Below are 13,850 nucleotides of genomic sequence, written 5' to 3' on the forward strand. Positions count from 1 at the left end.
GCCCGGTAACATTCCGAACCCGGAAGCTAAGCCCTCCAGCGCCGATGGTACTGCACTCGGGAGGGTGTGGGAGAGTAGGACACCGCCGGACAAACATTCGAATTCAGGGCCACCCCCAACCGGGGGTGGCCCTGAATCGCGTCATGCCCCGGAATCACCACGACGGGCCACCTCGGTCTCGTACCGTCGAGCCGGGACCGACGACGCACGCCCAGGTATCCCGCCGGCTCGGTGGCCGGGAAACGTGACGTGCCGTACGCCGGAACCGCGATCAGGTCCGACCACACGGGGTACAGGAGTGGGCATGGAGATCGGAATCATCGGGTCGGGGCACATCGGGGGCACCCTCACCCGTCGTCTGCGTTCACTCGGTCACGACGTCGCGGTAGCAAACTCCCGCGGCCCAGAGAGCCTGACCGACCTCGCCGCCGAGACCGGCGCCCGTGCCGTCTCCGTGGAGGAGGCCGTGCAGGGCGCGGAACTGGTGGTCATCGCGATCCCGCTGAAGGCGGTGCCGCAGCTCCCGGCGGCGCTTTTCGACGGCAAGCTGGTGGTCGACGCCGACAACTACTACCCCGAGCGCGACGGCGACATCCCCGAGCTGCTGGACCGCAGCCTCAGCTCCAGCCGCTGGACCGCTGACCACCTCAAGGGCGCGCGGGTGGTGAAGACCTTCAACAACATCCAGGCCGCGCACCTGATGGACGAGGGCAAGCCGGCGGGCACGGCGGGCCGGATCGCGCTGCCGGTGGCCGGTGACGACGCGGACGCCAAGCGGATCGTCATGGGGCTGGTGGACGAGCTGGGCTTCGACCCGGTCGACGCGGGCACCCTGGACGAGAGCTGGCGGCAGCAGCCCGACACGCCCGTCTACGGCACCGACCGCGACGCCGACGGCGTACGCGAAGGGCTGGCCACGGCGCGGCCCTGAGAAGCGTGAGCAGAAGGCCCCGTCGGCACGTCGCCGACGGGGCCTTCTGCGTTTCGCGGATCAGTCGTCGCCCGGCTCGGGAGCGCAGATGAAACGGGGCTCGGCATCGTAGCGCCAGCTGAACTTCTCCCGCTTGATCACCTTGCCGTCCTTCTTGATCACCCGGTACGCGTCCTGGGCGAACCCGACGCTGCCGGCGGCGGCGATGCAGGTCGGCCCGGGCGTCAGGTAGACCGTCTTCGGCTGGGTGGTGTCGCGGCGAGGGCCGTACTCGGTCTTCACGCTGTCGTAGATCTTCGTGCTCCAGATCGAAACGGTGATCGAGCTGGACGTGTACGACGTGTCGATCAGCACCCCGTGGGGCGTGTTGTTGCGGAACTTGAAGTCGAGCTGCGGCCAGTAGATGGTCGACTCGATCACCGCCGGGTAGCGGCTGAAGTAGAACGAGTGCGGCTTGTGCTCGACGTCCTCCAGCCCGGCGTAGTAGGTGGCGTTGAACAGCGTGGTGGTGAACTGGGAGACACCGCCGCCGACGCCCGGCACGAGTTTGCCGCCGACGATCGTCGGCGCGTCCTTGTATCCCTGGTCGTAGCCGCGTTCGCCGGTGTGCCCGTTGAGCGAGAACGTCTCGCCCGGCTTCACCAGCGCACCGTCCACGTCCTTCGCGGCCCGGACGATGTTCTGGCTGCGCGGCGAGGAGAGACCGCCGGTGAAGTGGGTGGTGAAGCTCGACACCCGCTCCTTGATGCCGAGCTTCGCCAGCTCCGCCTCGGTCAGCTCGGGGGCGGCCGGCTTCAGCTCGGCGGTGACCGTACGGCCCTCGGTCTTCGGGAGCACCGCGAGCAGGGCCGGGCCGAGCGCGGCGGCGTCGACCTGGCGTCCGGCCTTGCTGGGCACCACCTTCGGCTTGCCGCCGCTGATGGTCAGGCCGGCGTCCTTCGGCTCCACCTCGAGCTTCGTGAGCCGGTCCCCGAGCGCGGCACGCAGCCGCTTGACGTCGACCGTCGGGGTGAGTGTGCCGGCGTCGTCGGCGGAGAAGCGCAGCGACCGGGCGATGGCGGCGGGTGGGACGGTGACCGAGCCACCGTCGGTGGTCAGCGTGACAGGCGCGGCCACCGCGGGCCGGGCCAGCTCGGCGACGAGGCGGTCCACCTCCTCGCGAGAAGTGGCCGGCCACTTCTCGACCAGCGGCACGGTGACCGGCTCGGCGGCCAGCCAGCCGGCCTTCACCACGGCGGTGGCGCCGTCGGTGTCGATCGTCAGCGCCGGCTTCGGGTAGACCGGCTTCGGTGTGGTGCCGGTCCAGATGATCGCCGGCATGGTCATCTCGCGCCCCTGCTCACCCATCGCCTTGCGCAGGGCCGCCCCCAGCTTGGCCTGGTCGACGGTGACCACCGGGTCGACCGTACGGGAGCTGACGAGGCGGCTCACCGCGTGCGCGTCGGCCTCGGCAGCCGCTGCCACTGTCGCGTCCACGTCGATGGCGAGGCCCACCTCGGACGGCTTCACCTCGGCCTTGTTCTCACCCACCGTGACCGCAAGCGGGGCGTTGAGCGTGCCGGCCCGGCGTTCCAGCTCGGCGCGCAGCGTCTGGGCCGCCTCCGCCTTGCTGCGTCCGCCCAGCTCGGCGCCGAGCACGGTGGTGCCGCGGGGCACGTCACCGGCGTACGCGTAGGCGCCCAGGCCGACGCCGCCGGCGAGAACGGCCGCGACGATCCCCCCGGCCAGCAGCAGCCGGGTCCGTCGCGAGCGTGTGGGCTTGGCCGCGCCGCCTCCGGGTGGTGTGGCGACCGGCTCGATCTCGACGCCGGGCCAGCTCACCGCCGCCACCTTGATGGTGGGTCGGTCGTCGGCAGCCGGCATCTTGTCGCCGTACATCGTCACTGCAACCTCGATCGGAAGTACACGCGGGGACCGCTTCCCCCGCGGGAGACACCTACGGTAACCAACGCTCGGACCCACCGGGAGTGTCCGGCCCGGCGGTCGTGTCGGCTGACCGCCGGTGTCGCACCGATCACCCGTTTCGGGGCCGTGCCGCGGTGTGCAGCGTCGCACGGACAGCGGCGGGCGGAGGTCCGGCCGTGCGCCGACGCGCCGGTACGGCCATCAGCAGCGTGGTGACCACGGCCGTGACGAGGGCCGCGACGACCAGGCCACCGACGGTACGCGGGCGTACGACGACGGCGACCGTCACCAGCGCGGCGGTGCCCAACCACAGCGGCGCCGCCGCCCACCTGACGCCCCCCGCGAGACGGTCGTTGAGCAGCACGAACGTCACCGCGTAGAGCGCGCCGACGGCGGCGAACAGCGGCGCGTACCGGCCCAGCGCCGTGTAGTCGGGTCCGCCGACGAGCCGGAAGGCCAGCCCGCCGGCCACTGCCGACGCGACCACCAGGACCAGACCGCAGGCGCCGGTCACCGCGAGCGCGACGGTGCGGCTGCGGCGATCCCCGCGGGCCAGGCGCGGCAGGGCCAGGACGGCGGCGACCTGCGGCGCCCAGAGCGCGCCCTTGGTCAGGACAGTCCCCACCGAGTAGGCGCCGGAGCCCGAGGGTGGCAACATCTGGCGGGCCAGCAGCAGATCGGCGTAGGAGACGACGAGCATCGCCAGCGTCGCGCCGCATCCGGCGGTCACCTGGGCGACGGTCAGGCGCGGGACGGCAGAGGGACGCCGGGGCGTGCCGGTGAGCCAGGCCAGCGCCGGGGGTGCCAGCGCGGCGGTGAGCGCCCCGATGCCGAGCGTGCCGGTCAGGCCCGCGCCGAGCAGCAGCCCGACGATCACCCCGCCGTAGCGGGCGGCGGCGAGCAGCGCCATCGCGGCGGCGAGTCGCAGGAAGCGCTGGCCGCCCTGCAACTCGCCGAGCGAGCGCGACGAGAGCACCACCGAGGCCGTGGTGACAGCCAGCAGCGCGGGTACCACGACCGGCAGGTCCAGCGTGGCGACCAGCACGGGCGTCGCCAGCACCAGCGCCCCCGCGCACAGGGCGGCGGTCAGCACGGTGAGCCGCCGGGTGTCGGACGGGCCGTGCCGGGCGTGGTGCACGGCGACGGCGAGTTGCAGGCCGAGCCCGGGCACTCCGGCGATGGCCACCAGCCCGAGGGCGGTGGCGAGCGCGCCGAGGTCGTCCGCGTCGAGCCTCCGGGCGGCGAGAACCGGCACCAGGTAGGCCAGGCCGTTGACCAGGACACCGGCCAGCGTGACGGCGACGCCCGCCGCCCCCAGCCCGGTTCTCCGGGCGTCCGCCGCCTGCGGCGGGCCCTCGCTCACGTGATCTCCGAGACGCGGGACACCGGGGTGGCGTCCGCTCCCGGTCGCCCGTCCGAGTCCGGCTCGGCGCGGTCGTCGAGGTCCGCATCCCGATCCGGAACCGGCTCGGCGTCGTTTTCCGGCGCCCGGGGGGCCGGCACGGCCGGGGCCGCCACCGGGCGGATCCGGCGTACGGGCCGTCGGCGGGCCGTCGTGGAGAGCCAGAGCGCGCCGAGGGCGGCGACCGTCACGAGCTGCGGCAGCGCGTCGGTGTGCCGGTCGGCCGACTCCAGGTAGATCCATCCCGCGAGCACCACGAGCGCCCCGGGAAGCCACGTCTCGGCGGCCCGGACGATCCGCCTGACCCGCCGGGGGTCGCCGCCCCAGGGCAGGCGACGCGGCCCGGGCACGGCGAGCATGAAGCCGGCCGCGACCAGCAGGCCGCCGAGCAGGCCGCTGTGGAGCACGAGCGCGGCGGCGCCGACTGCGAGCAGCGGCAGCGAGCGGGTGAGCCGACGCCGGGTCGCCGGCACGGCGGTGACCGCGCGATCCCCGGCGGGCCGGCGATCGGGCAGCACCGCGAGCAGGACCACCACCGCCAGCAGGACCCCGCCGAGCAACAGACCCATCCGGTACGGGGTGTCCGGCGTGAACCGCAGCACCACGTCCCCGGAGGCCCCGGCGGGCAGGATCCAGCCCTGCTGCCAGCCGTCCACCACGAGCGGGGTGAGCGTCTTGCCGCCGATGGTGGCCTGCCAGCCGGTGTTCGTGTTCTCCCGGACCGCGAGCACCCGGTCGACGGGGTGCTCGGTCACGCGTACCCGCCGCTCGGTGGCCGACCAGGAACCCACCTCGATGTCGCCGGCGGTGGCCGCCGCGACGGGCGTGGCGGTACGGGGCGCCAGCGCGACGCGGGTGGCCGTGGCGAGCGTGCCCGCCGTGGTGACGACGCGGTGTTCGCCGCTGCCCAGGTCGAGTTGCCGGGGCGTCTTCCGGCCACAGGCGGTGACCGGCATCTCGCGCAGTTCCAGCAGGTCGCGCACCGTGCCGGTGAGCGTGGTGGTGATCCGGGACGAGCCGACCTGAAGCGTCGGGCCCGATCCGCAGGGCAGCTTCAGCGGCGTCTCCGGGCGGGGTGCGACAGTGGTCCCGAGGGGCAGCACCGTCACCTCGCCGACCGCGATGGGCAGCGGCTCGGGCAGCCGCAGGCGGTACGGGTCGGCGCTGGTGGCGGACGGCTTGTCCAGGAACTGGATGGTGATCGAGTCGGTTCGCATCGGCGGGTCGAGCGTGAGCACACCGTCGTTGGTAAGCAGGTTGCTGCGGAACCCGTCGTTGCCGACCACCCGTACGCTGCCGACCCGGGTGGCGGCCGTCCCCTCCTCGACGGTGAAGCGGATCCGGCTGATGACCTGCGGTTCGAGCCAGGTGAGGCGGAGGATCGGCGCCTCGTCGTTCAGCGCCGGTGACCAGCTCGTGGCCGGGTCGCCGTCGAGAACCGCGCCGGGCCGGCCGGCCGGGTCGGGCACCGCCGTCGAGGACGCGGTGACCTGCGGCGCGAGGCGCAGCGGCTGGGCGTCGGTGACCAGCTTGTCCAGGGCGGCGTTCAGCTCCGGGCCGGGCGTCGGCCGCGCCCACAGCTTCGCGTCGTACGTCCCGGCCACCGGCAGCGTGAAGGTGCGGTCGATGGTGGAGGCGTCCTCCGAGCCGCGGATCGCGTCGGTGGAGCAGCGCGGGCGGCCGTCGACGGTGAAGCAGGCGGGCGTGGTGGGGGCCGCCGACACGACGACGCCGGCCGGCTGGTCGGTGGCGGGCGCGGCGGGCAACTGGAGCGTCCGACTGGTCTCGACGCCGGGGATCTTGATCTCGGTGATGCCGACCGACTTGTCGCCGAACGGGCGCAGGTCGAACGCGGCGTCCACGGAGACCTCGACCTTGCGGGTGGCGTGCACGCCCTGCAGCTCGAAGACCATGTGGTCGCCGAACTGCTCGACGGTGCGGCTCTCGTACCCGGCGGTCACGGTGACAGTGGTGGGCAGGGCGTCGGCCTTCAGGTCGAACCACACCTCCACCCGGGTGACCCGGGTCGGGTTCGCCAGGTTCACCTCGATCCACTGCCTGTCGCTGCGCGAGTGCGGCGCCGACCGCCAGGACGTGGCGGTGTTCCCGTCCATCGCCGCGTACGGCTGGTATTCGGGCCGGGCGCCGCCGGTGGCGTCGATCTGGGAGCGGGCGGTCGAGGCGCGGATCCCGCGGATGCCCTCGAAGCGGGCGACAGTCGACCACTCCGGTCCCCAGTCGGGCAGGTAGTCGTGTGCGGGCGCGGACACCGCGAAGGTGTCGTCGGCGGTGAGCGTCTGGGAGGAGTTGTCGCGCAGCCGGCCGAATGAGACGTCGCGCCGGCGCAGCCCGTCGGTCAGCACGACCCGGCCCGTGGACTCGCCGGCCTTCGCGTCGCCGGCCAGGACCGTCGGCGCGGCGCCGAGCTGGCCCGAGGCGGCCAGGTCGAGCAGCGACTCGGGACCGCCGACGACGGTGGTCACGTCGTCGCGGTCGTACGCGACCACCGGCTGGACGGCCCGGTCCACCCGGTACACCTCAAGCGCCCGCCCGGACACGTCCAGGCCCTGGTCGCGGAACTCGTCAGGGGAGTCGGAGCCGCCGCGTACCGGGCCGAAGGACGCGACGCGGCTCAGGCCGGGCGAGCGTTCCAGCGCCTGCCGGACGACCGCCGGGCGGGCCGTGTCGGAGCGGCCGTGGTCGAGGTCGGCGCGGAACAGGACGTGGCTGATCCCGGAGCGGGCGAGCAGGTCGGCCAGGCCGGCCGAGCCGGCGCCGGTGGCGAGCGTCGACTCGATCGCGTCCAGCAGCCGGATCGTGGCGGGCGGGGTGAACGGGATGGCGTTGCGCACCGCCCACCGGCTGTCCAGCAGCGGCTGGGCGATCTCGTCGGTGGTGCTGCCCCAGTCGTACGCGGGGAAGCGCGCGCCGGGAACGACGAGCACGCGCCCGCGGCCGGTGTTCGCGTCCAGCCAGTCGGTGGCCTCGTGCCAGTAGCCGGGCACGTCCTTCATCGCGCCCGGGGTGGCGAGGCCACCGGCGAGCGCCGGCGCCGCGACGCCCGCGACCGCGACCATGGCCGTGCCGGCGGTGAGCCAGGCGCGGGCCGTGGCCCGGCCACGGCGCTGCTCGGGGGCGGTCCGGGCGGCGCGTACCGCGAGGCTGACCAGGTGTGCCAGGCCGAGCGCCAGCGGCAGGCGGAGCAGGACGTCGAACTTGTGCACGTTGCGCAGCGGCGCGCCGATGCCGTCGAGGAACTGCTGCTGCGGCCCGGCGAGGATGTTCGGCAGGTCACCGGTGTGCCCGAGGCCGACGAGCGCGACGCCGAGCAGCAGGCCGGTGATGAGGAACCGGCGGTGCGGCATTCCGCGCCGGGACAGGCCGAGCACCCCGAGCGCGGCGACCGCCAGGGTGGCCACGACGAGCAGCGTGTCGTTCGCCAGCCGCGCGCCGGCCGGGATGTTCGCGCCGAACGGGGAGGCGAGGTACGCGACCCAGTAGGACGCGCCGCGCAGCGTCGTCACCGCGTCCGTGACGCTCGTGGTGTTGCGGGCGGTCTCGATGTAGTCCAGGAAGGGCGGGCTGTACCGGCCGAGGACGAGCAGCGGGATCAGCCACCACGCGGTGGCCAGGGCGACCGCGCCGCACCAGGCCGCGAGGGCGGTGACGCGGCGGCGCAGGGGCTTGAGCGTGGCGAGCCAGAGCAGGGCGAGCGGCACCACCGCGGCGACGGCGGTGGCGTTGACGCCGCCCGCGCAGGCGACGGCGACCGCCGACCCGGCGACCGCGCGGCGCAGCCGGGCGCCCCGGGCGAGCCCCACGAGCGGGATGAGCACCCACGGCGCGACGGCGCTGGGCCAGGACTCCACCGACGACCAGCCGAGCTGGGTGAGGATGCGCGGGGACAGCGCGAACGCGACACCGGCGATCATCCGGCCGGCGGGGCTGCCGATGCCGAGCCGGCCCGCCAGCCGCACCACACCGAGGTACGCGACGCAGAACAGCAGCGCCCACCAGAGGCGCTGGACGACCCACGGCGCGATGCCCAGTTCCGTGCCGAGCAGGAAGAACGGGCCCATCGGCCAGAGATATCCGTACGCCTGGTTCTGGAGCTGGCCGAACGTGCCGGTGGGATCCCACAGGTGCAGCGAGCGCAGCAGCCACCCGGCCGGATTGACGTTCAGGTCGACCTTGGTGTCCGGGACGACCTGCCCGGGCGCCTGCTGGAAGGCGAGGGCGGTGAGCGCGAGGCAGATCGTCAGGTGCCGGAACCGCCGTGCCGTCTGCCGGGCACGGCCGGTCTCCCGGACGGGGGCATCCGTCCCCGTCGGCGGCGTTGTCGTCCCGTCCGCCCGCATTTTCGGCTCCTGTCTCCGCCGGCCGTACGCGCCCTACAACTTGACGCGTGTCGCGCGACGTTATCCGGAACGGGCTCGCAGCGGCGACCGGGGGCCGGTGCTGGGCGTTATCGGCAGAACGGCCGTCCCCACGGCAGGTAAGCGTGTGGCAGGCTGCCGACCATGTCAATGCCACAAGCAGCGGCCGAGACGCGTCCGGCAGCCGTCGGCGCGGAGGACGACGGGCCCGGACCGATCGGTCGTTGGGTAGCTGCCGACCGGGTCCGCGCGGTCGCGATCGCCCTCATCGTCGTGTCCGTCGCGTCGCGCGCCGGGCTGGCCGCCCGTGGCTGGTTCTCGCAGGACGAGTTCGTCATCGCCGCGCAGGTGCTGGACACCCGGCTCGACGCCGACTACCTGCTGGGCACGTTCAACAACCACCTGATGCCGGCCGGGCTGGCGGTCGCGTGGCTGATGGTCCGGGCGGCCGGTTTCGCCGCCTGGCCGTGGATCCTGCTGCTGGCGGCCGGGCAGGCGGCGGTCGGGATCGCCCTGTACCGGCTGCTCCGTGACCTGCTGCGGCCCGGCTGGGGACTGCTGGTCCCGCTGAGCCTGTTCCTGTTCAGCCCGCTGACGCTCGAGGTGTCGTCGCTGTGGCTGGTCGGGCTGCTCGTGCTGCCGCCGCAGCTCGCGCTGGTCCTGGCGGTGGCGGCCCAGGTCCGGTACGTGCGCACCGGGCGGAAGCGGCACCTCGTCCTGGTCGCGCTCTGGGTGGTGTTCGGCCTGCTCTTCGACACCAAGGCGCTGCTGATCGTGCCGCTGCTGTTCCTGCTGACCGCGTTCCTGTTCACCAAGGGACGCGCGTGGCGCAGCCTGGTGACCACCGTCGTGCGGTTCTGGCCGGCGTGGCTGCTGCTCACCGCGCTGTCCGGGGCATACCTGGCGTACTACCTGACCCGTCCGGCCCGAGGGCTGGACGAGCCCACCTCGGTCGGGCAGGTCTTCACCTTCCTCGGCGACCTGATCGGCGACACGGTGGTGCCGGGCCTGCTCGGCGGGCCGTGGCGTTGGACGTACGCCGGAGACGGGCCGCCGCTGTCCGACCCGTACGACATCGCGAAGTGGCTGTCCTGGGCCGTGCTCGCGGCGCTGGTCGTGGTCACCGTGCGGCGGCGGCCGTCCGCCGGGCGGGCCTGGCTGCTGCTCGCCTGCTACCTCGGCCTGGTCGCGGCGCTGTTCGCGGTGACCCGGCTCGGCGGCCCGCTCGGGCCGCTGGTCGGCGTCGTCCCCCGGTACGTCGCGGACGTGGTGCTGGTGGCCGCGATCTGCGTCGGGGTGGCGCTGCTCGGAATGAAGGACAGCGACGAGGGCGACGTGTCCGCGTGGCCGCTGCCGACGGTGCTGAGGGAGCCGGGAGCCTTCGCGGTCGGCCTGGTCTCCATGGTCGTGCTGTTGGCCACCATCGGCGTGGGCACGCTGTGGAGCACCGCGCGGTTCGGCGACAACTGGAGCATCAAGCACGGGCGGGACTACCTGGCCACGACGCAGGCCGAGCTGGCCGCCGCGCCGCCGGGCACCGTCTTCTTCGACACGGCCGTGCCGGACCGCGTGGTGGCCGGGTACTTCTGGCCGGACAACCTCCAGTCCCACTTCTTCCGTCCGGCGGAGCGGCGGCCGACGTTCGTGACGATGAGCGAGAAGCCGTCGACGTTCGACGAGAACGGCCGGATCCGGCCGGTGGTGGTCGAGGGGCGCAAGGTCGCGCCCGGCACCGTGGAGGGCTGCGGGCACCTGGCCGAGGGCGGCCGGACCGCCCGGATCCCGATGGACGGCTACCTGGTGGAGTGGCCGTACGTGGTGCACTTCGGCTACGTCAGCTCCGGTGACTCGACCGCGGTGTTCAAGCTCGGCGAGGCGACCCGCGAGATCACGCTGACGGAGGGGCTCAACGACGTGTACTTCATGCTGGAGGGCGCCGGGTCCGCCGTCGAGCTCACGGTGAACACCCCCGGGGTCAGGTTGTGCACTAACCTGATCACCATCGGCAAGGCGGTGCCGAAGCCGTAATGACCGGACGTCCCGCCGAGGGTGGCGGCCCCGCGGCCCAGCGGTGGCGGGAGACGCTTCCGCTGTACCTCGTGGCGATCGTCGCCACCGCGTTGATCCTGGCCCCGCTCGCGGCGCCGGGCTACGCGCTGCGGTACGACATGGTGTTCGTGCCCCGGCAGCCGCTGAGCTGGGATCTGGTGGCCCCGGCGCAGAGCCTGCCCCGGGCGGTGCCGATGGACGCGCTGGTCTCGCTGGTGACCCAGCTCGTGCCGGGCTGGGTGGTGCAGCGGGTGGCGCTGGCCGGTGCGGTCCTGTTCGCCGCGGTGGGCGCGGGACGGCTGGTGCCGACGCGGCGGCGTGCGGTGCGGCTGGTCGCCGCGGTGGCGTACGCGTGGACGCCGTACCTGGCCGAGCGGCTGCTGATCGGGCAGTGGGGGCTGCTGCTGGCGTACGCCGCACTGCCCTGGCTGGTGCGGGCGGCGCTGGACCTGCGGGCGGGCCGCGACGGCGCGCTCGCTCGGGTGGTGCTGCTCGCCGCGCCCGCCGCGATCACCCCGACCGGCGGCCTGATCGCGCTGGCGACGGTGCTGGTGCTGGCGACGGACCGGGCCCGGCTGCGGCTGTCCGCGGTCGCGGTGGGCGGTGTCGCGTTGCTGAACGCCCCGTGGATCGTGGCGGCCCTGGTGACCGGCGCGGGCGGCACGTCCGATCCGGCCGGCGTGGCGGTGTTCGCGGCACGCGCGGAGAACTGGGCCGGCCCGCTGGTGGCGCTCGCGGGCACCGGCGGCATCTGGAGCGCGCAGGCCACCCCGTCCAGCCGGTCCGCCATGTTGGCCCCGCTGGCGACTGTGGTGCTCGTGGTCCTGGCCGTGGTGGGCGTCGGCCTGTTGCGACGCCGGCTGCCGGCGGGCGCGGCGGTACGGCTGGGCGTGCTGGCCGGTGGCGGGTACCTGCTGGCCGCCCTCGCGGTGCTGCCCGGTGGACAGGCGGCGTTGAGCTGGGCGGTGGCGCACGTGCCGGGGGCGGGGCTGCTCCGCGACGGCCAGAAGTTCCTCGCGCCGTACGCCCTCGTGCTGGTGGTGTGCGCGGCGCTGGGCGCCGAACGGCTGGTGGCCCGGATCGACCGCGAGGTGGGTGGGATCGTGCTGGCCGGGCTGCTGCTCCTGCCGGTGGCCGCGATGCCGGACCTGGCGTTCGGCGGGGCCGGCCGGATCAGCCCGGTGCGCTACCCGGCGGACTGGCGGGCGGTCGCCGAGCGCCTGCCCGACGATCCCGGTGAGATCCTCGCCCTGCCGCTGACCACCTACCGGGCCTATCCGTGGAACCCGGGCCGGGTGGTGCTGGACCCGGCGCCCCGCTATCTGCCGGGAACCGTGCTCACCGACGACACGCTCGTGGTCGACGACATCGCGGTGGCCGGGGAGAATCCGCGCCTGCGCGAGGTGCGCCGGGTGCTCGCCGAGGGGCGGCCGGTCTCGGCCACCGGCGTGCGCTGGGTGGTGGTGCAGCACGGTACGCCGAGCACAGTGGACCCGGCCGTTCTGGCCGGTCTCGACCTCCGGTACGAGGGGGAGTCGCTGAGCCTCTACCGGAACCCGGCCGCCTCGGGTTCGCCGCCGCGGGCCGGAGCGAGCCGCTGGCTGGTCGTGCTCGCGTGCGGAACTGCCGTTCTGGCGGTCATGGCTGCCGCCTTTTCGACCCTACGCCGGCGAGCTACTGCGTGGTAACGTCCGCTCGCACGTCTCACCATCGGAGGAATGGCATGCGTAGAGCTTTGACCCTTGTCGTGTCCGGCCTGGTGGCGGCGTTGCTGGGGATCCTGGCCCTCGGCGGGCTGTCGGCCGCCGCGACCGCCACGGCGGAGGAGGCCGCGACCGAGGCGCGTAACGCCTCGGAGGCGGCCAAGCGGGCCGGGAAGCAGGACCCGTACGCCCCCGAGGTCTACGGCAACAGGTAGGACGGGTCGCCCCGCCGCTGGACCGGGCGGGGCGAGTCCGCGGTCTCCAGCAGGGTCGCGAAGCGTTCCCCCGCCGCCGGCCAGGTGAAGTTCGCCGCGTGCTGCCGGGCCTGAGCGCCCATCTCCTGACGCATCTCGTCGTCGTGCAGCAGCGCGCGCACCTTGGCCAGGTAGTCGTCGATGTCGTCGGCCAGCAGGCCGGTACGCCCGTCGACCACCGCCTCCGCGACGCCACCCGCCTCCCGGAACGCCACTGTCGGCGTGCCCGCCGCGCCGGCCTCCACGATCGTCAGCCCCCAGCCCTCCTTGAGCGACGGCGTCAGGGCGACCCAGGCCGAGGCGAGCAGCGCGGCCTTCTCCTCCTCCGTCACGAAGCCCCGGAAGTCCACCCGGTCGGCGATGTCCAGCTCGGCGGCGACCTCGCGCAGGTGCGACTCCCACCAGCCCTGCCCGGCGACCACCAGCCGGAGCTGGGGCAGCTCGTCGGCGAGCGCCGCGACCGCTTGCAGCGCCACTTCCACCCGCTTGTGCGGCACCAGACGGTTGAGCGTCACGAGCAGCGGGAACGGGGCGCGCTCGGCGTCGGTGCGGGGCATCTCCGGCGTGCCGTTGTAGACCACCGAGACCTGCTCCGGCGGTACGCCGAGGGTGGCGAGTTCACGCCGGGTCGCCTCGGACACGGTGACGTACCGGCACCGCCGGTAGACGCGTACCGCGAGCGACGACTCGACCCACCAGCCGAACCGGGCGGCCCACTTCGGCAGGACCACCGGCCACTGCTCGCGGTGCACGTGGTGGATCAGCTTGACCACCGGGCGCCGGGCCCAGAGCGGCGCGAGGAACGGCAGGCCGTTGCAGACGTCGACCAGGATGTCCGGCCGGCCGCCCCGGCGCGCGGCGAGCGGGCCCAGGCCGAATGCTCCGGCCAGGTAGCAGAGCGCCGCCCACAGGTAGACGGTGTGCCGGCCGCCGCGCCGGACGAATCGGATGCCCGCCTCGTTGACCTCGTCGGGGGGGGCCTCGCGGTGCGCGGCGCAGAACAGGGTGGCGCGGAACCCGCGCGCCACCAGCTCGGCGGCGATCCGTTCCACGTACACCTCGGAACCGCCGCCCTCGGGGTTGCGAGTGTCTCGCCAGTTGAGGAACAGCACGTGTCCGGGCATGCCGAAGCGACGCTCCACGCGAACCCTACTCTCAAGTAATTTAGCGGTGCGCGTCACATTAAGGGCTGGGCTCCCCGCCCGGCAATGCCCCGACCGGCGGCGTCGG

The 13,850-nt window shown here is 73.9% G+C and carries 8 protein-coding genes and 1 rRNA gene; 5 read left to right on the forward strand and 4 right to left on the reverse strand.

Annotation, left to right across the window (positions count from 1 at the left end):
* Both rrf and ACFYO8_RS19430 read left to right on the forward strand, forming a co-directional pair.
* A 5S ribosomal RNA gene (gene rrf, locus ACFYO8_RS19425) occupies positions 1-91 on the forward strand; the annotation flags it as partial.
* A 213-nt stretch (positions 92-304) separates the two neighbouring features.
* Entirely contained in the window at positions 305-931 is a 627-nt protein-coding gene (locus ACFYO8_RS19430; RefSeq protein WP_354874918.1) for an NADPH-dependent F420 reductase, read from the forward strand.
* Positions 932-991: 60 nt separating this feature from the next.
* Here the strand turns inward: ACFYO8_RS19430 and ACFYO8_RS19435 are convergent, their stop codons facing one another.
* From ACFYO8_RS19435 to ACFYO8_RS19445, 3 genes are all read right to left on the reverse strand, one after another.
* Complete coding sequence (locus ACFYO8_RS19435) at positions 992-2,809, reverse strand: VanW family protein (RefSeq protein ID WP_354874934.1); 1,818 nt, start codon at positions 2,807-2,809, stop codon at positions 992-994.
* A gap of 136 nt (positions 2,810-2,945) precedes the next feature.
* Positions 2,946-4,199: a polysaccharide biosynthesis protein gene (locus tag ACFYO8_RS19440; RefSeq protein ID WP_355015094.1), complete on the reverse strand. Its 1,254-nt coding sequence runs from the start codon at positions 4,197-4,199 to the stop codon at positions 2,946-2,948.
* Positions 4,196-8,596, reverse strand: a complete 4,401-nt coding sequence (locus ACFYO8_RS19445; protein ID WP_354874922.1) for an alpha-(1->3)-arabinofuranosyltransferase — start codon at positions 8,594-8,596, stop codon at positions 4,196-4,198. Before ACFYO8_RS19445 ends, ACFYO8_RS19440 begins: the two co-directional genes overlap by 4 nt.
* 168 nt (positions 8,597-8,764) lie before the next feature.
* Here ACFYO8_RS19445 and ACFYO8_RS19450 point away from each other — a divergent pair, with 168 nt between their 5' ends.
* From ACFYO8_RS19450 to ACFYO8_RS19460, 3 genes are read left to right on the forward strand one after another with little or no spacing between them, the layout of a single operon-like run.
* On the forward strand, positions 8,765-10,642 hold the full coding sequence (locus tag ACFYO8_RS19450; protein WP_387257419.1) for a hypothetical protein: 1,878 nt from the start codon (positions 8,765-8,767) through the stop codon (positions 10,640-10,642).
* Positions 10,642-12,351: a hypothetical protein gene (locus ACFYO8_RS19455; protein ID WP_387257382.1), complete on the forward strand. Its 1,710-nt coding sequence runs from the start codon at positions 10,642-10,644 to the stop codon at positions 12,349-12,351. The genes ACFYO8_RS19450 and ACFYO8_RS19455 overlap by 1 nt, the downstream gene beginning before the upstream one ends.
* A gap of 35 nt (positions 12,352-12,386) precedes the next feature.
* Positions 12,387-12,581: a hypothetical protein gene (locus tag ACFYO8_RS19460; RefSeq protein ID WP_354874928.1), complete on the forward strand. Its 195-nt coding sequence runs from the start codon at positions 12,387-12,389 to the stop codon at positions 12,579-12,581.
* Here the strand turns inward: ACFYO8_RS19460 and ACFYO8_RS19465 are convergent.
* Positions 12,566-13,744: a glycosyltransferase family 4 protein gene (locus ACFYO8_RS19465; RefSeq protein WP_387257421.1), complete on the reverse strand. Its 1,179-nt coding sequence runs from the start codon at positions 13,742-13,744 to the stop codon at positions 12,566-12,568. The two genes, ACFYO8_RS19460 and ACFYO8_RS19465, sit on opposite strands and share 16 nt — an antisense overlap.
* Between the last annotated feature and the right edge of the window lie 106 nt (positions 13,745-13,850).

This window comes from Micromonospora sp. NPDC005257, from assembly GCF_042872445.1.
Classification (GTDB): domain Bacteria; phylum Actinomycetota; class Actinomycetes; order Mycobacteriales; family Micromonosporaceae; genus Micromonospora.